General features: G+C 66.7%; 23 protein-coding genes. 8 read left to right on the forward strand and 15 right to left on the reverse strand.

Translation table 11 applies throughout. The features are described from left to right. Nucleotides 1-16: 16 nt before the first annotated feature. The 4 genes from CRM90_RS20880 to CRM90_RS20895 are packed head-to-tail and all read right to left on the reverse strand — an operon-like array spanning nucleotide 17 to nucleotide 4,238. Nucleotides 17-1,165 carry an aromatic ring-hydroxylating oxygenase subunit alpha gene (locus CRM90_RS20880; RefSeq protein WP_102808847.1) on the reverse strand — a complete coding sequence of 383 codons (1,149 nt, stop codon included), beginning with the start codon at nucleotides 1,163-1,165 and terminating at the stop codon, nucleotides 17-19. Nucleotides 1,166-1,213: 48 nt separating this feature from the next. Then, nucleotides 1,214-2,092 carry an ABC transporter permease gene (locus tag CRM90_RS20885; protein WP_102808848.1) on the reverse strand — a complete coding sequence of 293 codons (879 nt, stop codon included), beginning with the start codon at nucleotides 2,090-2,092 and terminating at the stop codon, nucleotides 1,214-1,216. Further along, nucleotides 2,089-2,988 (reverse strand): ABC transporter permease, encoded by a 900-nt coding sequence (locus CRM90_RS20890; RefSeq protein WP_233209427.1) that lies wholly within the window; start codon nucleotides 2,986-2,988, stop codon nucleotides 2,089-2,091. Before CRM90_RS20890 ends, CRM90_RS20885 begins: the two co-directional genes overlap by 4 nt. Before the next feature lie 5 nt (nucleotides 2,989-2,993). Further along, nucleotides 2,994-4,238 (reverse strand): polyamine ABC transporter substrate-binding protein, encoded by a 1,245-nt coding sequence (locus tag CRM90_RS20895; RefSeq protein ID WP_102808850.1) that lies wholly within the window; start codon nucleotides 4,236-4,238, stop codon nucleotides 2,994-2,996. Nucleotides 4,239-4,363: 125 nt separating this feature from the next. On the opposite strand from CRM90_RS20895, the gene CRM90_RS20900 reads away from it, so the two are divergent. Both CRM90_RS20900 and CRM90_RS20905 read left to right on the forward strand, forming a co-directional pair. Then, a complete protein-coding gene (locus tag CRM90_RS20900) occupies nucleotides 4,364-5,740 on the forward strand; it encodes an aspartate aminotransferase family protein (protein ID WP_233209428.1) in 1,377 nt (458 codons plus the stop codon). Nucleotides 5,741-5,765: 25 nt separating this feature from the next. Then, nucleotides 5,766-6,908: an ABC transporter ATP-binding protein gene (locus tag CRM90_RS20905; RefSeq protein ID WP_102808915.1), complete on the forward strand. Its 1,143-nt coding sequence runs from the start codon at nucleotides 5,766-5,768 to the stop codon at nucleotides 6,906-6,908. Here CRM90_RS20905 and CRM90_RS20910 read toward each other — a convergent pair. Further along, nucleotides 6,905-7,558, reverse strand: a complete 654-nt coding sequence (locus CRM90_RS20910; protein WP_102808852.1) for a TetR/AcrR family transcriptional regulator — start codon at nucleotides 7,556-7,558, stop codon at nucleotides 6,905-6,907. The genes CRM90_RS20905 and CRM90_RS20910 overlap by 4 nt on opposite strands. A 116-nt stretch (nucleotides 7,559-7,674) precedes the next feature. On the opposite strand from CRM90_RS20910, the gene CRM90_RS20915 reads away from it, so the two are divergent. Together CRM90_RS20915 and CRM90_RS20920 are read left to right on the forward strand one after the other, a co-directional pair. Then, complete coding sequence (locus CRM90_RS20915; RefSeq protein ID WP_102808853.1) at nucleotides 7,675-9,297, forward strand: phytoene desaturase family protein; 1,623 nt, start codon at nucleotides 7,675-7,677, stop codon at nucleotides 9,295-9,297. After that, nucleotides 9,294-11,351, forward strand: coding sequence for an acetate--CoA ligase family protein (locus CRM90_RS20920; RefSeq protein ID WP_102808854.1), 2,058 nt, complete (start codon nucleotides 9,294-9,296; stop codon nucleotides 11,349-11,351). Before CRM90_RS20915 ends, CRM90_RS20920 begins: the two co-directional genes overlap by 4 nt. Nucleotides 11,352-11,356: 5 nt before the next feature. On the opposite strand, the gene CRM90_RS20925 is transcribed toward CRM90_RS20920, so the two are convergent. Both CRM90_RS20925 and CRM90_RS20930 read right to left on the reverse strand, forming a co-directional pair. Then, complete coding sequence (locus tag CRM90_RS20925) at nucleotides 11,357-11,704, reverse strand: cupin domain-containing protein (RefSeq protein ID WP_102808855.1); 348 nt, start codon at nucleotides 11,702-11,704, stop codon at nucleotides 11,357-11,359. A gap of 18 nt (nucleotides 11,705-11,722) precedes the next feature. After that, complete coding sequence (locus CRM90_RS20930; protein ID WP_102808856.1) at nucleotides 11,723-12,919, reverse strand: NAD(P)/FAD-dependent oxidoreductase; 1,197 nt, start codon at nucleotides 12,917-12,919, stop codon at nucleotides 11,723-11,725. 66 nt (nucleotides 12,920-12,985) lie between these two features. Here CRM90_RS20930 and CRM90_RS20935 point away from each other — a divergent pair, with 66 nt between their 5' ends. Further along, nucleotides 12,986-14,158: an acyl-CoA dehydrogenase family protein gene (locus CRM90_RS20935; RefSeq protein WP_102808857.1), complete on the forward strand. Its 1,173-nt coding sequence runs from the start codon at nucleotides 12,986-12,988 to the stop codon at nucleotides 14,156-14,158. On the opposite strand, the gene CRM90_RS20940 is transcribed toward CRM90_RS20935, so the two are convergent. Next, a complete protein-coding gene (locus CRM90_RS20940; RefSeq protein ID WP_102808858.1) occupies nucleotides 14,155-14,628 on the reverse strand; it encodes an SRPBCC family protein in 474 nt (157 codons plus the stop codon). The genes CRM90_RS20935 and CRM90_RS20940 overlap by 4 nt on opposite strands. Before the next feature lie 14 nt (nucleotides 14,629-14,642). Beyond that, on the reverse strand, nucleotides 14,643-15,701 hold the full coding sequence (locus tag CRM90_RS20945; protein WP_102808859.1) for an NAD(P)H-dependent amine dehydrogenase family protein: 1,059 nt from the start codon (nucleotides 15,699-15,701) through the stop codon (nucleotides 14,643-14,645). A gap of 84 nt (nucleotides 15,702-15,785) precedes the next feature. Here CRM90_RS20945 and CRM90_RS20950 point away from each other — a divergent pair, with 84 nt between their 5' ends. Then, nucleotides 15,786-16,985: a lipid-transfer protein gene (locus tag CRM90_RS20950; protein ID WP_102808860.1), complete on the forward strand. Its 1,200-nt coding sequence runs from the start codon at nucleotides 15,786-15,788 to the stop codon at nucleotides 16,983-16,985. Here the strand turns inward: CRM90_RS20950 and CRM90_RS20955 are convergent. Genes CRM90_RS20955 through rpmB form a run of 5 tightly spaced genes read right to left on the reverse strand, consistent with a single transcriptional unit; the run spans nucleotide 16,957 to nucleotide 18,181 of the window. Next, nucleotides 16,957-17,232: a hypothetical protein gene (locus tag CRM90_RS20955; RefSeq protein ID WP_102808861.1), complete on the reverse strand. Its 276-nt coding sequence runs from the start codon at nucleotides 17,230-17,232 to the stop codon at nucleotides 16,957-16,959. The two genes, CRM90_RS20950 and CRM90_RS20955, sit on opposite strands and share 29 nt — an antisense overlap. Further along, complete coding sequence (rpsR, locus tag CRM90_RS20960) at nucleotides 17,229-17,480, reverse strand: 30S ribosomal protein S18 (RefSeq protein WP_102808862.1); 252 nt, start codon at nucleotides 17,478-17,480, stop codon at nucleotides 17,229-17,231. Before rpsR ends, CRM90_RS20955 begins: the two co-directional genes overlap by 4 nt. Then, the gene (gene rpsN / locus CRM90_RS20965) at nucleotides 17,474-17,779 is read right to left on the reverse strand and encodes a 30S ribosomal protein S14 (RefSeq protein WP_102808863.1); all 306 of its coding nucleotides are present in this window, start codon (nucleotides 17,777-17,779) and stop codon (nucleotides 17,474-17,476) included. Before rpsN ends, rpsR begins: the two co-directional genes overlap by 7 nt. Before the next feature lies 1 nt (nucleotide 17,780). After that, complete coding sequence (gene rpmG, locus CRM90_RS20970; protein WP_102808864.1) at nucleotides 17,781-17,945, reverse strand: 50S ribosomal protein L33; 165 nt, start codon at nucleotides 17,943-17,945, stop codon at nucleotides 17,781-17,783. Beyond that, nucleotides 17,945-18,181, reverse strand: a complete 237-nt coding sequence (gene rpmB / locus CRM90_RS20975) for a 50S ribosomal protein L28 (RefSeq protein WP_102808865.1) — start codon at nucleotides 18,179-18,181, stop codon at nucleotides 17,945-17,947. The genes rpmG and rpmB overlap by 1 nt, the downstream gene beginning before the upstream one ends. A gap of 114 nt (nucleotides 18,182-18,295) precedes the next feature. Between rpmB and mrf the strand changes: the two genes are divergently transcribed. Continuing rightward, the gene (gene mrf, locus CRM90_RS20980) at nucleotides 18,296-19,516 is read left to right on the forward strand and encodes a ribosome hibernation factor-recruiting GTPase MRF (RefSeq protein WP_102808866.1); all 1,221 of its coding nucleotides are present in this window, start codon (nucleotides 18,296-18,298) and stop codon (nucleotides 19,514-19,516) included. Next, entirely contained in the window at nucleotides 19,513-19,779 is a 267-nt protein-coding gene (locus tag CRM90_RS20985) for a type B 50S ribosomal protein L31 (protein ID WP_102808867.1), read from the forward strand. The genes mrf and CRM90_RS20985 overlap by 4 nt, the downstream gene beginning before the upstream one ends. Here CRM90_RS20985 and CRM90_RS20990 read toward each other — a convergent pair. Beyond that, the gene (locus CRM90_RS20990) at nucleotides 19,763-21,391 is read right to left on the reverse strand and encodes a long-chain fatty acid--CoA ligase (RefSeq protein ID WP_102808868.1); all 1,629 of its coding nucleotides are present in this window, start codon (nucleotides 21,389-21,391) and stop codon (nucleotides 19,763-19,765) included. The genes CRM90_RS20985 and CRM90_RS20990 overlap by 17 nt on opposite strands. Nucleotides 21,392-21,425 lie beyond the last annotated feature (34 nt).

Here is a 21,425-nt window from a genome sequence, read left to right on the forward strand (position 1 = left end):
TACCAGCCCGACGCGATCAGCGAGATCCCATGTAGGCCCGCGCGACCCGGGTGACAAACTGGTAGACGCCGTCCTCGTCGGGTGCCAGCGGGCCCGGCTTTGCGTGCGGCGAACTCAGCCCGCGCTGCACCGACTCGCATGCCGCCCAGTCCTGCCGGTTGGTCAGGTCCCAGAAGTCCACCGCGTACGACGGGTCGAAACCGGGCTTGTCCAATGCTTCTTTGGGGAAGGCCCACGCGCATTCCACATGGGTGCGGTCGACGGCCAGTGGTGTCATCAGGTGGGTCATCACATAGTCGGGGTGCAGGCTCACCAGCAGGTTGGGGAACCCGACCAGATACATCACCGTGCGCAGCTCGTGGTCGGACAGGCCCTTGATCGCCACGCCGCCGCTTCGCCCGTTCAGCGACATCGTCTCGGCCTCGTCGATCATGCCCATCCAGCCGCCCATCCAGTCGCCGGGCAGGTCGATGTTCTCGCCGCTGGTCGGTGGGCTGATCTTGGACAGCTCGGGGTGAATCGTCGAGCAGTGGTAGCACTCCTGGTAGTTCTCGACGATCACCTTCCAGTTGGTCTCCAACTCGTAGGAGTGCCGCGCGACGACCGTCAGATCCTCGGTCCGGTAGGGGCCGACGACCTCTTCCAGTCCCGCGATGTGGAGAGCGAAATCGCCGTCGCTGCCGCTGGGATCGACGAAGAGGTAACCGTGCCAGTCCACCAACGCCAGTTCGGTCAAACCGAATTCGACCGGGTCGGGGCCGCCGACGCCGTCGAAGGCCGGCGCATTGCGCAGCTCGCCGTTCAGCTTGTACGACCACGAGTGGTAGGGGCAGATGATGCCGCGCCGCTTGGCGCTCGCACCGCAGGCAAGCAGTTCGTGACCGCGGTGGCGGCATACGTTGGCGAACGCACGCACCCGGCCGTCTTCGCCGCGCACCAACAGAATTCCGTCCGAACCAGAGCCGACCGCCTTCTGGGCGCCGACACCATCCAGATCGCCGGCATGGCCCACGCAATGCCAGCCGCCGAAGATGTTGTGCTTCTCCCACTCGAAGACTGCCCTGTCGACGTAGGCCTCGCGCGGCAACATCCGCGACTGGCCGAACGGGGCGAGCGCGGCTGCAAGGCCATCGGCAGGCACCGGCGCCGGAGTCTGTTTGAACATACAGTCAGACTAGTCCGGCGACCGGCGCAGGTCCAGAGATGGCATGGCTCAGGCCTCCCCGGCGAACGCGGCGATACCGCCGCCCGCGGTGTCGTCGCCGCGGGTCAGTCGGCGGTACACCAGGTATCCCACGGTCACCGCTATCAGCGCCGCGACCAGCAACAGAGTCGCCAGTGCGTTGAGCGCCGGGGTCGGTGCGGCGCGGGCAGTGTTGTAGATCTTCACCGAAACCGGTTCGGTGGCCGAGTTTCCGGAAAGATAGCGCACCAGCACGAAGTCGTCGATGACATCGGCGAACACCAGAACCGTACTGGCGAAGATAGCCGGGAACAGCATCGGGACCGTCACCCGCCGCAGTGCCTGCATCGGGGACGCACCCAAATCCATTGCGGCTTCTTCGTATTGGGAACCGATCGTGGCCAGCCGGGCTCGCACCAGGACCGCCGGGTAAGCGATCTGGAACGTGACCAGACCGATCACCTGCGCCGAAGTTCCCAGCCCGAACGGCAACGCCAGCGATGTCATCACGAACAGCAAAGCGACAGCGAGCAACACCTCGGGGACCACGAACGACACCAGCATCATCAAGTTGGCGCCGGCGGGTAGTCGTCCCCGCCACCGGTCGATGCCGATGGCGAACAACACACCCAGCGGCACCGTGATCAGCGTGGTGATCACCCCGAGTTTCAACGTCTGCAACAGAGCGGTGTGTAGCGACGCATCGTGCCACACCGACTTGGTTGCGTCACCCCAGTACCAGCGAAAGGAGAAGCCCTGCCAGTTGGTTCGCGACCTGCCGTCGTTGAAGGAGAAGGCCACCGCGATCAACACCGGCAGCAGCGACCACACCAGATAGCCGGCGGTGACCGCCGTCAGGACCCACGGCGGCCGCCACGGGTCGCGCCACCACGCCAGCGGGCCTCTCATGAGGACACCTCGTCGCCGCGGGAGGTCACCCGCACGTAGTAGAACATCGGCACCACGGTCACGATCAGCACCAGCATCACGAACGCACCAGCCTGCCCGGTCTGGCCGGGCGACTGCACGCTGTCGTTGATGAGGTTGCCGACCATCGCGGTCTTCGGGGACGCCGACAGCATGTCGGAGGTGAAGTAGTCACCGAGCATCGGCAAGCAGGTCAGCAGCACGGCGGCCACGATCGTCGGCCGGCACATCGGCAACGTCACCCGCCAGAACGACCCGAACCTGTTGGCGCCCAGGTCCCGTGCGGCTTCCAGAGTCGCCTGGGGCAGCCGGTCCAGGCCGGCATACAGCGGCAGGATCATGTATGGCACATAGCCGTACACCAGGCCGAGCACCACCACCACCGGCTGCCCGGTCAGCCAGTGCACGTTGACGTCGAACAGGCCGCCCAGGCTGAACAGCCGGTTCACCATGCCGTCGTCCTGAAGCAGGTTGACCCAGGCCAGCATTCGCATCATGTAGCTGATCCAGAACGGTGCGATCAACGCGGCCAGCAGCACCCCCGCCCACCGGCCCGACAGCCGCGCGGTGAAGTAGGCGACCGGAAACGCGATCAGCAGGCACAGGACACTGGCCAGCACGACGTACACCGCGGTGCGCACCAGCGCCGGACCGTAGACACCGTCGGCGCCGACGATGTGGGTGAGCACATACGCGAACTGAGAGGAGTCCCATTCCAACGGGTTCCACACCGGGATGGGCGTTCGGAAGATCGGGTCGACTTGGCCGAAGACGATGGCCAGCACCACGTAGAGCGGCGCGATAAAGAACAGCGCAAGCCACAGCGTGCCGGGCATCGCCAGCAGAGGCCACAGCCGGCTGTTGCGCGTGCGCGGCACCGCGGTCAGGATCCCCCGGCCTTGAAAGCCCGCCAAACGTTATGCCAGGCAGCATCATTGCTGGCGTCCAATTCCAACAGCCGGTACCCGGTATCGAAGTACTCGGGACGGACGATCGCGCTCTTCAGGTTTTCCGGGACCAGGCCCTCCGCGACAAGCGAGTCCGGGTTCAGCGACACCTGCGGCGGCTGATAGCCGATCTGCTTGAAGTTCTGCTTGGCCACCTCGGTATCGAGCATGTGGTTGAGGAACAGGTGCCCGAGCACCGGGTTCTTGCCGCCACGCAGCAGCACGATCAGATCGTTGTCCACCAGCCCCTTGCCGTCGGAGGGGAACCAGTAGCGCAGGATCTCCGGACCCGTTCCTTCCGGGAGGTAGTTGACGGCGTTGACGATGTCCCCGGACCACATCTGCGAAAGTCCGAGTTGGCCGGCGGGCAGGTCGCTGTACATCGTGACCGTGACCTTGGGTGAGGTCGCCTTCACCAGCTCGGTCAGCTGGTCGCCGAGCTTCTTCAGATCGTCGGCCGAGGAGGTGTTCACGTCGGTGATCCCCAGCTTCAGCAGCACCATCGCCATCGCGGTGTGCCAGTCGTCGATGACGGCAGTCTTGTTCTTGTAGGCCGGATCCCACAGCGACTCGTAGGGGTTCTTCAAGGCGCCGATGTCGGCGGGTACCTGGTCGGTGCGCCAGCCGATGCCGGTGGTGTACACGGTGTAGGGCACTGTGAAGCGCCACTCCTGGTCGTACCAGGGGTTGGCGAAGAACGGCCAGACGTTGGTGATGTTGCCGATATAGCTGTGGTTGAGCGGGCGGACCAGGCCGCCGTTCACCAGCCGGCTGATCTGGTCGTAGCTCGGGAAGTAGATGTCGTAGTCGACGTTGCCGCCGCGGATCTTGGTGATGGCCTCGTCGGTGTCGTTGAACGTCGACACCGCCACCTTGGTGGCGTACTTGTCCTCGAACGACTTGATCGCGTCGGGCGCGATGTAGTCGGCGTAGCTGTACAGCTGCAGCGTCGCACCCTTCTCCGGCGCCAGCCCGTCCGCGATCGGCTTGTTGTCATTCGGTATGTCCCACTTCACCGGGTTCTGCGGTGAGGCGATCTTCAGAGTGGGAGCCGAAGTTGATTGCCCCCCTTTGGAACACGCGTCGAGGAATGCCACGAGCGCAGGAGTCCCCGCGGCCAGCAGAGCGGCCCGCTGGAGGAACTGCCGACGGTTCGGGCCGGGACCGATGGGTGCTGGCATCCGCGCCTCCGTGGTTTCGAGTCTTGATCGCTCCCTGGACTCTGACATAGACTGAACGCTCAGTCAATAGATGTCGGACGGCTTTTTCGCAGGTCCGCACGCTAATCGAGCGGAAGGTGCCCGGAGTGGCTTCGCCGACAATCGAGAGCCCGGTTCAGGATGCGGTCGACAGACTGATCGCCGACCAGGAGAAGGTGTTCCTGGCGCGCCAGCCACGCAGCACCGAAATGATCAGCCGCGCACGCGAACACCTCGCCGGCGGGGCGACGTCGAACTGGCAGATCGCCCAACCGCAGGCAGTCTGGATGAGCCATGGTGCGGGCTCCAAGGTCTACGACGTCGACGGCACCGAGTACGTCGACATGCACGGTGGCTACGGCGCTTCCATCGCCGGGCATGCGCACCCCGCGATCGTCGAAGCGGTCAGCAGGCAGGTCCGCCGCGGTACGCATTTCGCGCAGCCCACCGAGGACGCGATCTGGATCGCGACGGAGCTGGCCCGACGGTTCGATTTGCCGTTGTGGCGCTTCGCCAATTCCGGCACCGAAGCCACCATGGACGCGGTGCACCTCGCCCGCTCCGTCACCGGGCGGGACCTCATCATCAAGGTCGAAGGTTGCTACCACGGCCATCACGACTCGGTGGAGGTCTCGGTGCTCCCCGAGGCCGACCAGGTCGGTCCGCGCGAGCACCCGATCGGGGTGCCGGGCAACACGGGCATCCCGGCGGCGATCCGTGATCTGGTGGTGGTGGTTCCGTTCAACGATCCCGAGGCGGTGGCCCGGGCATTGACCGAGCACCGCGGCCAGATCGCCGCGATGATCGTGGAACCGGTCATGATGAACGCCGGGATCATCCCACCCGATGCCGGCTATCTGGCCGCCATTCGCGACCTGCTGCACGCCGACGGCGCCCTGCTGATCTATGACGAAGTCAAGACCGGTTTCACCACCGGCCCGGGTGGGATTACGGCGACATCCGGCGTGGTTCCCGACATCATCTGTCTGGCAAAGGCTTTGGGTGGTGGCATTTCAGTCGCCGCGATCGGCGGCACTGCTGCGGTGATGTCGGCGATCGCCGACGGCCGGTACGAACAGGTCGGCACCTTCAACGGCAACCCGCTGGCGATGGCCGCCACCAGGGCCACCCTCGCAGAGGTGCTCACACCGGCGGCCTACGCCCGGATGGCGTCGCTGGCGCAGCGGCTTCGCGGCGCTCTGGAGGCGACAGTGTCCGAACACGGTTACGGTTGGCACGTGGTGACTGTCGGAGCCAAGGGTTGCGTGACGTTCAAGCGCGAGCCGGTCCACGACTTCCGCGATTTCCTGCACATCGACGACCGATTGGGCCACCTGCACTGGCTCATGCAGCACAATGGCGGTGTGTTCCTACCACCGTGGGGCAAGGTGGAGCAATGGTTGTTGTCTGTTCAGCACGACGAAGCCGATGTCGACCGGTTCGCCGCGAACTTCGCGCGGCTGGCCGAGGCGGTGGCAGCCTGACCGCCTGCTGTCGGGACGGCCGCCGGTGACCGGCGGCGCCATCCGGCTGCATCAGCTGGCGAAAGCATTCGACGGCGTTCCCGCCGTGACGGGGATAGACCTGGATATCCCAGCTGGACAGTTCTATTCGCTGCTCGGGGCATCCGGGTGCGGCAAGACCACCACACTGCGGATGATCGCCGGATTCGAGAAGCCCGACTCCGGACGTATCGAACTCGACGGCCGCGACGTCGCGCAGGATCCGCCGCACAAGCGACCGGTCAACACCGTCTTCCAGACCTACGCGCTGTTCCCGTTCATGTCGGTCTGGGACAACGTGGCGTTCGGCCTGCGCTACCAGAAGGCACCCAAGCAGGACATCAAACGCCGTGTCGGTGAGGCACTCGAGCTGGTCCGGATGCACGAGTTCGCCAAACGGCGCCCCACCCAGCTGTCCGGCGGCCAGCAACAGCGCGTCGCCCTGGCCCGTGCACTGGTGCTGCAGCCCCGGGTGCTGCTGCTCGACGAGCCGCTCGGCGCGCTGGATGCCAAGCTGCGCAAGCAACTTCAGCTTGAGTTGCGAGCCGTTCAGCGCGAGGTCGAGATCACGTTCGTCTATGTGACCCACGACCAGGACGAGGCGTTGACGATGAGTGATCAGATCGCCGTCCTGGCCGAGGGCCGCGTCGAACAGGTCGGTCCGCCGCAAGAGATCTACTCCGCGCCGGCAACCACCTATGTGGCCGGATTCCTCGGTGCGGCCAATATTTTCGACGCCGAGGTGCTGGAGAACAACAACGGTGCGGCGCTGTGCTCGGCGCTGGCGACACGTCTCGGCGCCGAGGTGGACGCCTCGTGCCGGCCCGGGCCTGCCGCGATCGTGATCCGGCCGGAGCGCATCGCCCTGCAGTCTGCAGAGGATCCGGTATCGCCGGGACACAACGTGATCCGCGGTACCGTCGCCCAGGTCGTCTACCACGGCGCGTCGACCCAGGTGCACGTCGACGTCGGCGAGCCGACCGCTCTCGTCGTCGACGTCCCCAACCGGTACGGTCCAGGGTCGGCTGCCTACGACGCCGGAATGCCCATCACCTGTGTGTGTTCGACAGATGCGGTACGGGTCCTGGCCCGCAGTGCAGCGGTCGTTATCAAGGATCCGGCAGCGGATCTGGTCGCGGGCCCGGTTTAACGCGAGCGCCGGCCCTTGCCGGCCGCGACCAGGGTGCGCTTCTCGCGGGGCAGGTCAAGTTCCCGTTCGGCGAACCGCATCGCGATCTCGTAGGCCACCTTCGAATCGACTTCCGGATCCTCGAGTGCCACCTGGATGGACAAGCCGTCCAGCAGAGCGGAGAACTCCAGGGCGAACATCTTCGCGTCGACGTCGGACTTCAGGTCGGCCGACTCCACGGTGTCGACGATCATCCGGCGCCAGCGGGCGTCGAGCTCCACCCGGCCTGCTTTGACTTCGTCGTGCCGGAATGCCTGCGCCCACAGATCGAACCACAGGCCCCACGCCCCGGGGATCTCGTTCTCGGCCTCGGGAACACAGGTCCACTGGATCAGCAAGGACAACCGTTCCCGAACCGACGGCACCTCGGCGAGCATCTGCTCGGCGGCTTCGTAGAACGATTCCTCCGAGTGGCGCAGCGCGTCGACCAGTAGCCGGTCCCGGGTGCCGAAGTAGTAGATCACCAACGCCGAGCTGACCCCGGCCCGTTTGGCCACATCAGAGATTCTGGTCTCCGAGAAGCCGCGTTCGCAGATGAGCTCCGCTGCGGCACGCAACATCTGGATGCGCCTCGCCTCATTGTTCTCGGTGGCGGGTGCGGGATCTGCCATCTCGTCGTACTCCCCTCTGCGGCGCCGGTGCCGGCTCTTGTTGAAAGCCTAACACTCGATTAGATTGAACAGTCAGTCAAAGAGGCCCCGCGTGGGGTGAACGGGAGTGACGCGTCATGTCGAACACCTACGACGCCATCGTCATCGGCGGCGGGCACAACGGGCTGGTCTCGGCGGCCTACCTCGCGCGCTCGGGCGCCAACACCGTGGTGCTGGAATCGCGTGGCTCGCTCGGCGGCGCGGCCACCACCGAGGCGCCGTGGGAGGACGCGCCGCATCTGCGGGTCACCCGGCTGTCCTATGTGATGAGCCTGATGCCACCGACGATCGTGCGGGATCTGAACCTGGAACGGCACGGCTACAAGGTGCACCCGATGGGCCCGTACTACCAGGCGTTTCCGGAAGGTGGGTCGCTGACCATCTACGAGGACGACCCGGCCCGCACCTATGAGCAGCTGGCCAAGTTCTCCAAGAAGGACGCCGACACCTGGCCGAAGTGGAACGCCTGGCTCGAAGGGATCGCTGACGTCATGGGGCCACTGCTGACCCAGGTGCCGCCCAACATCGGATCGCACAAGCCGTCGGATCTCTTCGAGCTCGCCAAGCTCGGCTGGAGCCAACGCGGCATGACCACCCGGATGATGGGAGACGTCACCAGGCTGCTCACCATGAGCATCGCCGATCTGCTCGACGACTGGTTCGAATCACCGCAAATCAAAGGCGCTCTGGCCGTCAACGGTGTGATCGGCACCTGGGCCGGACCGTACGAGCCCGGCACCGCCTACGTGATGGCGCACCACTCCATCGGCGACGTCGGTGACGGCCAGCTCGGCAGCTGGGGTTATCCGGAGGGCGGCATGGGTGCGGTGTCGGAAGCCATCGCCCGCTCGGCCCGCAGCTTCGGTGCGGAGATCCGCACCAAGGCCCGCGTCTCACGAATGCTGGTGCGGGGCGGGCGAATCGAGGGCGTGGCTCTCGAGAACGGCGACGAGCTGCGCGCACCCCTGGTCGTCACCACGCTACACCCGAAAACTGCCTTCCTGGATCATGTTCCGCGCACCGAGCTGCCCCCGGAGTTCGTCGCCGATATCGAACACTTCAAGACCCGAAGCGGCGTGGTGAAGATCAACCTGGCCCTGGCCGAGCTGCCGAACTTCACCGCCGATCCCAGCGACGGGCAGGCCGAGCACCACACCGGTTCGGTCGAGATGGCGCCCACGATGGAATACATCGAGGCGGCATTCCAGGACGCTCGCGTCGGCAAACCGGCGTTGATGCCGTTCAGCGACGGCGTCATTCCCACGACGCTGGACAAGACGCTCAATCCCGATGGCACACACATCATGTCGCTGTTCACCCAGTGGGTGCCCGCGGACTGGGCGAACGAACCGCACACCGCGGAGCTGGATGCCTACACCGACCGCCTGATCGACCTGTATGACCAGGTGGCACCGGGCTTCAAATCCTCGATCCTGCATCGCGACATCGTCGGGCCGCATGAGATGGAACAGGAGTACGGTCTCATCGGCGGCAACATCTTCCACGGCGAGTTGTCCCTGGAGCAGCTGTTCCACATGCGACCCGCGCCCGGCTACGCCGACTACCGCACGCCGATCGCCGGGCTTTACAACGGCAGCTCCGGCACCCACGCGGGCGGTGGCGTCTGCGGTATCCCCGGCTGGCAGGCGGCACGAGCCGCTCTGGCCGACACGAAGAAGAAGCGCTTCCGCAGGCGATGAGCGACAGCCGGCGGGGCCCCGTCGCCGCCATGCTGGAGGCCCGCTCGGTGGCGCTCGTCGGGGCCTCGGCGAAACCGGGCAGCTTCGGGGAGCGCATGATCATCGAAGCGCGCCGCAGTTCGGCGCGAATGCACTTGGTCAATCCGCGCTACGACCGCATCGATGGCATCACCTGTGCCCCATCGCTGTCCGCCCTCGACGAGCCGGTCGATCTGGTGCTGCTCGGAGTGCCCGACACCGCCCTGCTCGCCGAGCTGACAAGCGCGGCGGCGGTGGGCGCGAAGTCGGCGGTGATCTTCGGCTCCGCGCACGGCGGCCCGCTGCGCCAAGCCCTGGCGGAGATCGCCGCCGACGCCGGGATGGCGGTGTGCGGCGGGGGCTGCATGGGGTTCGTCAACAATGTCACCGGACTGCGCGCGCTGGGCTATCTGGAGCCGGCTCCCCTTCCCCCGGGCGGTGTTTCGCTGGTCACCCACTCGGGGTCGGCGTTCTCCACCATTCTGCGGGCGTCTCGCGGCTTCGGGTTCCGGATGGCGGTCTCCTCCGGCCAGGAGCTTGTCACCGACACCGCCGACTACGTGGACTACATCGTCGACGACCCGGGCACGACGATGATCGCCCTGCTGCTGGAGACACCCCGGTCGGTGGGACGGCTGCGAGCCGGGCTGCGCCGTGCCGCGCAGCGCGACATCCCCGTGGTGATCCTGCCGGTCGGGCATTCCCCGCGCGGGCGCGCCATGGTCGCCGCGCACTCGGGTGCGCTCGCCGGCGACGCGGCCGGCTGGCAGGCGTTCTGCGCCGGCACCGGCGCGATCCGGGTCACCGACCTGGCCGAATTCGTCGACACCATCGAACTTTTCGAGGCTCTCCGTCGGCGACGCGGCGGCGCGCGCGGCATCGCGACGGTGCATGATTCCGGGGCCGAACGTGCGCTCTGCGCCGACCTGGCCCACGAGTTGGCGGTGGATTTCGCCGAACTCGCCGCACCGACGCTGCACACACTCGCAGGACTGCTCGACGATGGACTGTCCCCCGGTAACCCCCTGGACGTCTGGGGCACCGGTGCCGACACCCGCGCGCTGTTCGGCGGTTGTCTGCGAGCGCTGGTCGACGATCCCGGCGTGGCAGTGACCGCACTGGCCGTCGACTTGGTCACCGAGTTCGACGGCGACACCGCCTACGCCGATGCAATGCTCGACGTCGCCACCGACACCGACGCCGCGCTGGCGGTGTTGACCTCGGTACCGTCGGCGGTGGACGGCCCGACGGCAACGCGCCTGCGCAGCAACGGCATTCCAGTCCTCGAAGGCGCGCGCAGCGGCATCGCAGCCCTCGGTCACCTGGCCCGCTGGCCGCTGCCGGTCTCGACGGCACTCCCCCGCATCGACACCGAGCGGGCACAGCGCTGGACGGCCGCCCTCACTGCGGCCGAGTGGAACGCGCCGGCCGCCTTCCGGCTGCTGGCCGACTACGGCATCCCGGTCACCCGCTCATATCCCGCTCACAGCGTCGCGGAGGTGCTGGCCGCCGCGAAAGCCGTCGGCTATCCGGTGGTGCTGAAAACACTGGGCACCGCGCACAAGAGCGACGTCGGCGGAGTGATTCTCGGCATCCGTGACCGCGAATCGCTGTGGGTGGCCTACGAGGAGATGGCCGAACGACTGGGACCTGACGTCAGCATTGACGCGATGGCCCCTGCGGGCGTGGAGATTTCGCTGGGTGTGGTGCGCGACGACAACTTCGGGCCGATGCTCGTGGTCGCCGCAGGCGGGACGTTGGTCGAGCTGCTGGCGGACCGCGCGGTCGCCTGTCCGCCGGTCAGCCGCGAGGCGGCCGGCGAGCTGGTGCGCTCGTTGCGTAGCGCGCCGCTGTTCGCGGGCTGGCGTGGCGCACCCGCGGCGGACATCGACGCGCTGGCCGATGCTGTCGTCGGATTCTCGCAGCTGGCAATGGAACTCGGCGAGCACCTCGACGCCGCCGAGGCCAACCCGGTGATCGTGTCGCCCTGCGGGGTGGTGGCTGTCGACGCGTTGGTCATCCCGCGCGCCCGGTGACCGAGTCAGAACATCGCGTAGGCCTTGCGCAGCGTCTCGTGGATCACCCACGTGCCGGTCCAGCCGACGGGGAAGACCGCGAGGTCACCGGCGCCGACCTCACTCGGCTCGCCGCCGTCGGGGGTGACGGTCATCCGCCCGGACACCACATAGATCATCTCGTTGACCTCGAGCGTCCAGTGCGAGGGGCCGGGGGCGCATTGCCAGATGCCGGCCGATTTGTCGCCGTCGACCCATACCTCGAGACCGTGCGTCGCCATCGGATCTGCGGTGGCCTCCTCCAGCGGTCCCCAATCCTCGAGTTCGGCGTCGGCAGCATTGGCGAGGACGGTGGTCAGCACAGCAGCGGTCATGAGAGGGAGCCTTTCGTGTCAGGCGTGTTCGGGAAACGGGAGGGAGATCGGTTCGGGCTCGAGCCTGCTGTTGCCGTCGGCATCGAAACGGTCGAGGCCGAGGTCGGTCAGATCCAGCCAGTCGCACCTACCCGTGAGCGTGACGTCGGCGGCCGCCTCGGCGACCGCGGGGCCCCACATCATGCCGTGACCGGCGGGGCTGGCCACCACGGTGCCGTCGATCGCACCGTCGTCGGTCAGCAGCGGACCCAGGATCGGTAGATGGTCGTTGGTGTAGTCGATCGTCGCCGCCCAGGTGCGCCGGAGGCCCAGCCCGCGCACCGCCGGGAACAGTGACTCGATGCGGGCCAGCGCTTTCTGGTAGTAGGTCCAGTCGAACTCGGTCGCCGCGCCGGGGTGTTCGTCCGGGTTGCTCATCCCCCACAGCACGCCTCCGAATTCCCCGGGGCGCCAGTAGATTCCTTCGCTGACGTCGAACACCATGGGAAGTTCGTCGATGTCGGCGTCACGCAGCGGTTCGGTGACCACGACCTGGTGGCGGGTGCCGCCCGCCGGGATGCGCCCACCGGCCGCCGCGCCGACCTCACCGAGCATCGGCCCACCGGTGAGCACGACGCGGCCGGTGTCGATCGGACCGTCGGAGGTGTCGACGCCGACCACCCGCCCGTTGGCCACCCGCAGACCGGTGAAGGCGCAGCGTTCCCGGACATCCACTCGGTGTGCGGTCAGCGCAGCGGTATACGCGAGCACGTTGCGCGGCGCGTTGATGTATCCGTCGCCGGGCGCGTACGAGCCGCCTGCGGTCACTCCGGGCGCCAAACCCGTGTGCCGGTCGTCAATGTCGGAACTGGACAGCCATTCGACGGCCAGTCCGAGTCGGCGCTGCAACGCAATCCGATCGTGTGCCTGGTGCACCTCGACATCGGTGAAGCACGGCATCAGGTAGCCCTGCGCGACGAAGCCACAATCCAGTGGGTAGCGATCCCCGCTGGTGGCGTAGAACTCTTGGCTGCGCAGCCCCAACCGGATCGCGGTCTCGGTGCCACCTTGTGCGCGCACCATTCCGGCGGCGCGACTGCTGGCCCCGTCACCGAGTGTCTGAGCCTCGAGGAGCACCACGCGGCCTGCGCCGCGTTCGGCCAATTGCACGGCCGTCCACGCCCCGACAGTTCCGCCACCGACGACCACGACGTCTGCACTGCGACTGCTGGCCATACCTCAAGACCGTGGCATAGACTGAACGCTCAGTCAAGAGCTTCCAGCGAGCGGAGAGCACCGCGAATGTACGGGTTGACAGCCGAAGACCTGCGGATCCGGGACACCGCCCGCGAGTTCGTCGAGACCCTGATCCCCTACGAGGTGGATGCCGAGATGGCCGGCGGCCGGCTACCCAAGGAGCTGACCGCCGAGCATCACGCCAGGGCGATCGAGCTGGGCCTGTACGCCACCAACATGCCCACCTCGGTGGGTGGCCCGGGATTCACTGCGCTACAACAGGTTCTGGTCCAAGAGCAGGTCGGTAGGGTCACCAACGCGATCGCCTGGGTGATGCACACCCCGCCGCAATGGTGGGCCGAGGTGGCCACCGACTACCAGAAGCAGCGCTGGCTGCTGCCCGCGGTGCGTGGCGAGAAGCACGAGGCGTACGCCATCACCGAGGAGTTCGCCGGCTCCGATGTGTCGGCGCTGGAGACGACCGCGCGCCGCCAGGGCGACGAGTACGTGATCAACGGGATCAAGTGGCACGTCACGTCGTTCAATCTGGCCGAGTACGTCTTCGTTCAGGCTGTTCTGGTCGGCGGTCCGCACGAGGGCGACCACGTGCTGCTGGTGGTGGATCTGCCCTGGCCGGGCGTGGAGGTGGTGCGCACCCCGCACTATTCGCACCACATTCCCGACGAGCATCCGATCGTGTCGTTCACCGATGTCCGGGTTCCGGTCAGTCATCTGGTCGGCGCCGAGGGTGAAGGCATGATGTTCACCCAGGACTGGTTCCGGTTCGAACGGCTCATGGTGGCGTCGCGCTGTGTGGGGGCCGCTCAACGTCTGGTCGACGAGATGACCTCATTCGCAACGGATCGCATGGTGGACGGCAAGCCACTCGGCGAATACCAGTTGGTGGCCGGCATGCTCGCCGACAGCGCCACCGAGCTGTTCGCCGCACGCAGCATGCTCTACGAGGTGGCCCGGGGTATCGACGCCGGACTCGACCGCAAGGCGCTGCATGGGCAGGCCTCGATGGCCAAGCTGTATTGCTCGGAGATGGCCGGCCGGGTCGCCGACCGGGCGGTGCAGATCTTCGGCGGGCGCGGATACATGCGCGAGAACGTCGCAGAGCGGATGTTCCGCGAGTTGCGGGTGGAGCGAATCTGGGAGGGCGCCAGCGAGATTCAGCGGATCATCATCGGGCGCCAGCTGCTGCAGCGCGGGCCCGCGGCCATTCTGGGGTCCTAACTCAGCAGATGATCCGACAGGGTGCCCAGGGCCTGGCTGGCGTAGCCACGCCAGATCCGGGCGAACACCGGCAGCAACGGCGCGGTCAGCGCCGACTTGGGATGCAAGGTCCATTGCCACGTGACCTTGGTGCCGGTCCCGCGTTCGCTGAAGGCCCACAGCCCCTCGACGTGATCGATCAGCGGCGCCATCGCACCGCGGACGTCGGTGAGGGTGTAGCCGAACGCATGTGGGGCATCCACCGTCGTCAGGGTTTCCCGCATGCCTCCGCCCCCGACCAGGGCGATGGTGCGGGTCTGCCCCACCGCCGACCAGTCGCCGGTCTGGTCGTGCACGGCTTTGATCGGCGGGATCGGTCCATACCAGCGGTGGAACAACTGGGGCAGCGGCATCGGCAGCGTCTTGGCGAACGCATCGGGTACCGCGACGGGAATGGCGCGGGACTGCTGGACGACGACGGGGTGAGCCATCTCGCCAAGGATAGTCAGCGTGCGAGCTGAGGTGCTGCGCGTCCGGTGATCAGTGGCAGGTCGAAGAAGCCGGCGATGCCCGGCGCGGCGGCGCAGGTCGCCGGCACGGAGTTGACGCAGTGCGCCGCGGTGGCCACCACACCGGGGTTTCTGACCAACCCTTCCTCCACGCTCTCCGGCTGCCAGCCCTTGACCGTGACGAACGTGTTCGGGTTGCCCCGGACCTCCATCTCGTAGCGCTCCCCCGCCGGCCCGAAAGACCATGCGGGATCGAGATTTTCCTCACCCATCAGCCAGTTGACGGTGATGCGCACGACGATGGTGTTGGTGACCACGGCATCCCAGTGGAAGCGCCGCCCAGCCACCTGGCCGGGTTCGATGACCCCCATCGGCGAGTCGATGGGGGCGGTTGCGACAGCTACTTCCTGGGAGGTGCGGATCTGCGGCTCGGCGGCAAAACCCAGGCGGTCGACGATGAGCCGAACCGACTGGAAGAAGCCGCCGTTGAGCAGTTTCTGCATCGGTCCGGTCAACGCGCTCTCCGGCGTTCCGCCGAAGCCCATCACGTGGCGCAGCACGTCGGGTGCGCCGTACGTCCGGAGGTCGGAGAACTCTTCGGCGCGAACGTACGTCACCCCGGTGGACATCACCGACAGCAGCAGCGGGAACAGCTCGGTGGCCGCACCCGGTCCGATCCCGGCGCCGTGCAGGGTGACGTTGCCCTCGCGGGCGGCGGCCTCCAGCGGGGCGGCTTCGGATTCACTCGGGTAGAACCAGCCCAGCGGGCTGACGACGTTCTTGCCCGAGCGCAGCAGTGCGGTCACTTCCTCGACGTTGGGCAGCAGTGGCGCGTAGATCACCGCGTCGGCGTCCAGGGCGAGGATGTCGTCGATGCTGTTGGTGGCTGTGATGCCCAGCGGGTCGGTGCCGATGATATCGCCGACGTCCTTGCCGGCCTTGTCCGTGGAATGCACCCAGCAGCCGGCCAGTTCGAGTTCGGGATGTTCCAGCACACCCTTGATCGCCGCGACCCCGACCGACCCGGTTGCCCACTGCACGACTCGCAACGCCATTGGTGCTCCTCCGCAGAAAACTAGAACGTGTTACAGCCGGGTCTACACTAGCGGGATCGTCACCGCAGACGGAAGGAATGGGCCATGGCCGGAACAAAGAACCGGGTGTTCGTCGTCGGGGTCGGGATGACCAAATTCGAGAAGCCCGGCCGCCGCGAAGGCTGGGACTATCCCCAGATGGCCAACGAGTCCGGCACCAAGGCGCTGGCCGACGCCGGCATCGACTACGCCGAGGTGCAGCAGGGGTACGTCGGCTACTGCTCGGGCGACTCCACCTCCGGGCAGCGTGCGCTCTATGAGCTCGGCATGACCGGCATCCCGATCGTCAACGTCAACAACAACTGTTCGACGGGCTCGACGGCGCTGTACCTGGCCGCGCAAGCGATCCGGGGAGGCCTCGCCGATTGCACCATCGCCCTCGGGTTCGAGAAGATGCAGCCCGGCTCGCTCGGCGGTGGCGCCGAAGACCGCGAGTCGCCGCTGATGCGGCATATCGTCGCCCTCAACGAGACCGACTCGATGACGTTTCCGGTGGCGCCGTGGATGTTCGGTGCGGCAGGCCGCGAGCACATGAAGAAGTACGGCACCACGGCCGAGCATTTCGCGAAGATCGGTTTCAAGAATCACAAGCATTCGGTGAACAATCCGTATGCGCAGTTCCAGGAGGAGTACACCCTCGACGACATCCTGGGCGCGAAGATGATCTCCGATCCGCTGACCAAGCTGCAGTGCTCGCCCACCTCGGACGGCAGCGGCGCGGCGATCGTGGCCAGCGAGGCGTTCGTCGACAAGCACGGGCTGGCCGGTCAGGCCGTCGAGATCGTCGGGCAGGCGATGACCACCGATTTCGCGTCGACGTTCGACGGCAGCGCGGCCAACATCATCGGCCATGACATGAATGTGCAGGCCGCACAACAGGTTTACGATCAGTCCGGTCTCGGCCCGGCCGACTTCCAGGTGATCGAGCTGCACGACTGTTTCTCGGCCAACGAGCTGCTGCTCTATGAGGCCCTGGGGCTGTGCGGCGAGGGTGAGGCTCCCGAGCTGATCGACGCAGGCGACACCACCTACGGCGGACGCTGGGTGGTGAACCCGTCGGGTGGGCTGATCTCCAAGGGTCATCCGCTGGGCGCGACCGGCCTGGCGCAGTGCGCCGAGCTGACCTGGCAGCTGCGTGGCACCGCGGACAAGCGTCAGGTGGACAACGTCACCGCCGCGTTGCAGCACAACATCGGCCTGGGCGGCGCGGCGGTCGTCACCGCCTACCAGCGCGCGGAGCGCTGAGGTCGATCCACCGCGCGGGACCGACCGGCGTGCGGTCAGCGCGGCACGGCTGGAGCATGGCGACCGCACCGTCACCGCGGTGCGCCTGACAGCCGTCCGGGCAGCCGTCCGGGCCGAGCAGGCACGGCGTGGACACCAGCATCCCGCCTGAGCTTTCCCGCACCATGGTCCGCAGTGCGTCGATCACCGACGTGTCCGGTGGCGCGCAACCGGCGCACACGACAACGGTGAACGGCGTGGACGTCATGTCGACCCCGGGTACGGCAACAGCGCCATCTCTCTGGCGTTCTTGATCGCGGTCGCGACTTGCCGCTGCTGGCGGACCGTGAGGCCGGTGACTCTGCGCGATCGGATCTTTCCGCGTTCGGAGATGAACACCCGCAAGGTGGCGGTGTCCTTGTAGTCGACCTCGCGCAGACCCATTCCGGTGAGAGTGTTGCGGCGGGGCTTGACCTCCGCCGCGGGGCGCCGGTTCCGGGTTTTGGCCTTCACCAGCTCGCCTTCCGCACGCCGGGAAGCTCACCTCGGTGGGCGAGCTCGCGCACCCGGACCCGCGAGAGCCCGAACTTCCGCAGATGTCCGCGGGGACGGCCGTCGATGGAGTCGCGGTTGCGCACCCGCACCGCGCTGGCATCTCGTGGCTGGCGCGCCAATTCCTGCTGCGCCTGTAGTTTCTGCTCGGCGGTGCTCTGCGGCGAACAGATGATGCGCTTGAGCTCGCCGCGCCGCTCGGCGTGGCGGGCGACGATCTCGGCGCGATGGTTGTTCTTGACGATCTTGGATCGCTTGGCCACGTCAGCGCTCCTCTCGGAACTCGACGTGGCGACGGATCACGGGGTCGTATTTCCGCAACACGATCCGATCGGGATCGTTGCGGCGGTTCTTCTTGGTCACGTACGTATACCCGGTGCCGGCGGTCGACCGTAGCTTCACGGTGGGCCGTATCTCATTGCGTGCCATCAGATTTTCTGTCCTTCCCGGCGCAAGCGCGCCACCACGGCTTCGATCCCGTCGCGGTCGATGACCTTGATGCCCTTGGCGCTGACCCGAAGCCGGACGCGCCGACCCTCCGCCGGCAGGTAGTAGGTCTTGGTCTGGATATTCGGCGACCAGCGCCGGCTGGTGCGCCGATGCGAGTGCGACACCGAGTTCCCGAAACCCGGTGAGCGCCCGGTGACTTGGCATCGTGCGGACATCGACAACCCTCCTGCGGCCGTTTGCGTTATTGAAAATGATTTTCGACAAGTGCCGTCTCGCACTGTAGCGTGTGCCGGCAGTTAATGGAAATCGTTTTCAATACGGGAGGTGCGGTGCGAACCCCGGTACTGCTCGTCGCAGGTCACGGTGACAGTGACGCCGTGGCCAGAACACTGCTGCGGCAGGAGGGAACTCTGGTCGTGCGGCACCACTTCGACGGCCACGTGGTGCACCGAGTTCTGACCACCGTCCAGAACGGCGTCCCAACCTCCGCCGGTTATGTCCTGGAGCTGGACCACGGCTGCCTGTCGTGCACGGTGCGCAATGACCTGCTCCTGCTGTTGCGCAGACTGCACCGCCGCGGCGATGTGGAGCGGATCGTCGTACACCTGGAGTCCACCCTGGAGCCCGAACCTGTCTGCTGGGCCATCAACCACATCCGCACCCGCCTCGGTCCCGGCTACGTCGACGGACCCGCGTCCCGCGACGTCGAAATCACCGGCGTCATAACCTGTTTGGATTCACCGACCTGGCTCGCGCAGGCGCTCTGCGACGACGAGCTCGACGACGGGCGCACCGTGGCCCAGGTGGTGGTCGGCCACTGTGAGTTCGCCGACGTGATCGTGGCGCCGAGAGTGGACCGCACCACCGTGGCCGTTCTGCGTCGATTGGCGCCCCGCGCGTGGATCATCCAGCTGCCCGATCACGTCGAGGAAGCGGTGGCGAACCTGGAGTCCGGCGCGCGTCGCGGCCGCAGTGACGATCCGCACGGACCGCTGCTGGACGGTGAGCCACCACTGGACACCGACGGACAGGTGAGCATCCTCGAGTTCGCCGCCGACCGCCCGTTTCACCCTGAGCGCCTTCACGACGCGCTCGATGTCCTGCTGACGGGCGTGGTGCGCAGCCGCGGCCGGGTCTGGTTGGCCAATGAGCCCGACAACGTGATGTACCTAGAGTCCGCCGGTGGCGGACTGCGCGTCAGCTCGGGCGGAAAGTGGCTGGCGGCGATGAGCGATTCGGAGGTCGCCTACGTCGAGCCGGAGCGCCGGGTCATGGCAAGCCTGGCGTGGGACGACCGATACGGCGATCGCCGAACGTCGATGACCGTTCTGGTCTGCGGGGCGGAACGCCGCGAGATCGAGGACGCGCTGTGGCAGGCGTTGGTCACCGACGACGAGATGACCAGTCCCGAAAGCTGGGCCGATTATCCCGACCCGTTCGGCCATTGGCACGAGGAGCCGTGCGGCGACTCGGCCGGGCACAGCGAATTATCTTCGCCCACAAGCAAGCCCACACCCAAACCCACAACCAACCACGGAGAAGATCGATGAAACCCGGTATCCACCCCGACTACCGCCCGGTGGTCTTCCAGGACGCCACGACGGGCACGACGTTCCTGACTCGTTCCACGGTAACGACGTCACGCACGATCGACGTGGAGACGGCCGATGGCGTGCGCACCTACCCTCTTGTGGTCGCGGAGGTGACCGCGGACTCTCATCCGTTCTGGACCGGTGAGCGCCGGATCATGGACGCGGCCGGTCAGGTGGAGAAGTTCCGTCGCCGGTATGGCCGCACTAGCCGAGGTGGGTGACGTCGTAGACGTCGTCGGCGTGCCTGGCACGGATGGTCTTCTTGTCGTACTTGCCGACGCTGGTCCGCGGGATCTCGTCGACGAATGTCCACCGTTCCGGCAGCCACCACCGAACGACCTTGTCGGACAGGAAATTACGTAGCTCCTGCGGCGAGGCCTCGGCCCCCTCGTGCAGCACCACCGCGGCCAGCGGTCGTTCCTGCCAGCGTTCGTCGGGCACCCCGACCACCGCGGCCTCCCGCACCGCGGGGTGGGAGATCAGATAGTTCTCGAGTTCGACCGAGGAGATCCACTCACCACCGGACTTGATGACGTCCTTGGCGCGGTCGGTCAACGTGATGTAGCCCTGGCCGTCGATTCGACCCACGTCCCCGGTGCGCAACCAGCCCGACTGGAACTTCGACTCGTCGGTGTTGCGGTAGTAGGAGCCGGTGATCCACGCACCGCGGACCTCCAGCTCCCCGACCGCCTCGCCGTCGTTGGGCAGCACGGCGCCCTCGTCGTCGACGATGCGGGTCTCCACACCGCAGATCGGCCGGCCCTGCGTTCCCCGGACCTCCCACTGCTTTTCGGGGGTCAAGCCCGGCGGCGGCCAAGCCAGGGTGGCGATCGGCGACGTTTCGGTCATCCCCCACAGCTGGCGGATTTCCACATCGAACTTCTCCTCGAACGCCTTCATCAGCGACACCGGCACGGCCGAGCCGCCACACGACACCAACCGCAGCGACGAGATGTCGTGACCAGGGTTGCGGTCCAGATGGTTCATCACGTCGTTCCAGATGGTCGGCACCGCCCCGGCCACCGTCGGGCGCTGGCTTTCGATCAGGTTCACCAACGAGGTGGGATCCATGAATCGATCCGGCAGCACCAGATCCGCGCCGGCCATCAACGCCGCATACGGCAGCCCCCAGGCATTGGCGTGGAACATCGGCACGATCGGTAAGGCCTTGTCGGAGAAGCTGAGTCCGAGCCCGTTACCGCTGCAGACTGCCATCGAGTGCAGGTAGCTCGACCGGTGCCCGTAGACCACACCCTTCGGATGACCGGTGGTACCGCTGGTGTAACACATTGCGGCGGCAGAGTTTTCGTCGATCTCCGGCCACTCGAACTCATCGGACTCGGCACCGAGCACGTCGTGGTAGCGCACCACCCGCTTGCCCGACGCCTCGAACGGCTCCAGATCGCCGGACCCGACGGCGATCACTGTGTGCACCGTCTCCATCTTGGGCAGCACCGGGGCCAGAATCGGCGCCAGCGACAGGTCGGCGATCACCACCTGATCCTCGGCCTCGTACGCGACGAACTCGATCTGCTCGGGGAACAGCCGGATGTTCAGCGTGTGGAGCACCGCCCCCATCGAGGGCACCGCGACGTAGGCCTCCAGGTGTTCCTGGTTGTTCCACATGAAAGTGGCAACCCGGTCATCGCCCTTGATACCCAGGCGCCGCAACGCATTGGCCAACCGGGCGGCCTGTTGTCCCACCTCGCGGTAGGTGGCGTGCCGGAACCCGTCGCCGGTCGCGGTGGTCACGGTCCGATCGCCGTGAACGGTGGCGGCGTAGCGCAGGATCGCGGAAACGGTCAGCGGAAAGTTCTGCATGGTGCTCTGCATAGGCCCGAATCTATCGCGGCGGGCAACGCGGCAG

This window comes from Mycobacterium sp. ENV421 (assembly GCF_002887815.1).
Taxonomy (GTDB): Bacteria; Actinomycetota; Actinomycetes; order Mycobacteriales; family Mycobacteriaceae; genus Mycobacterium.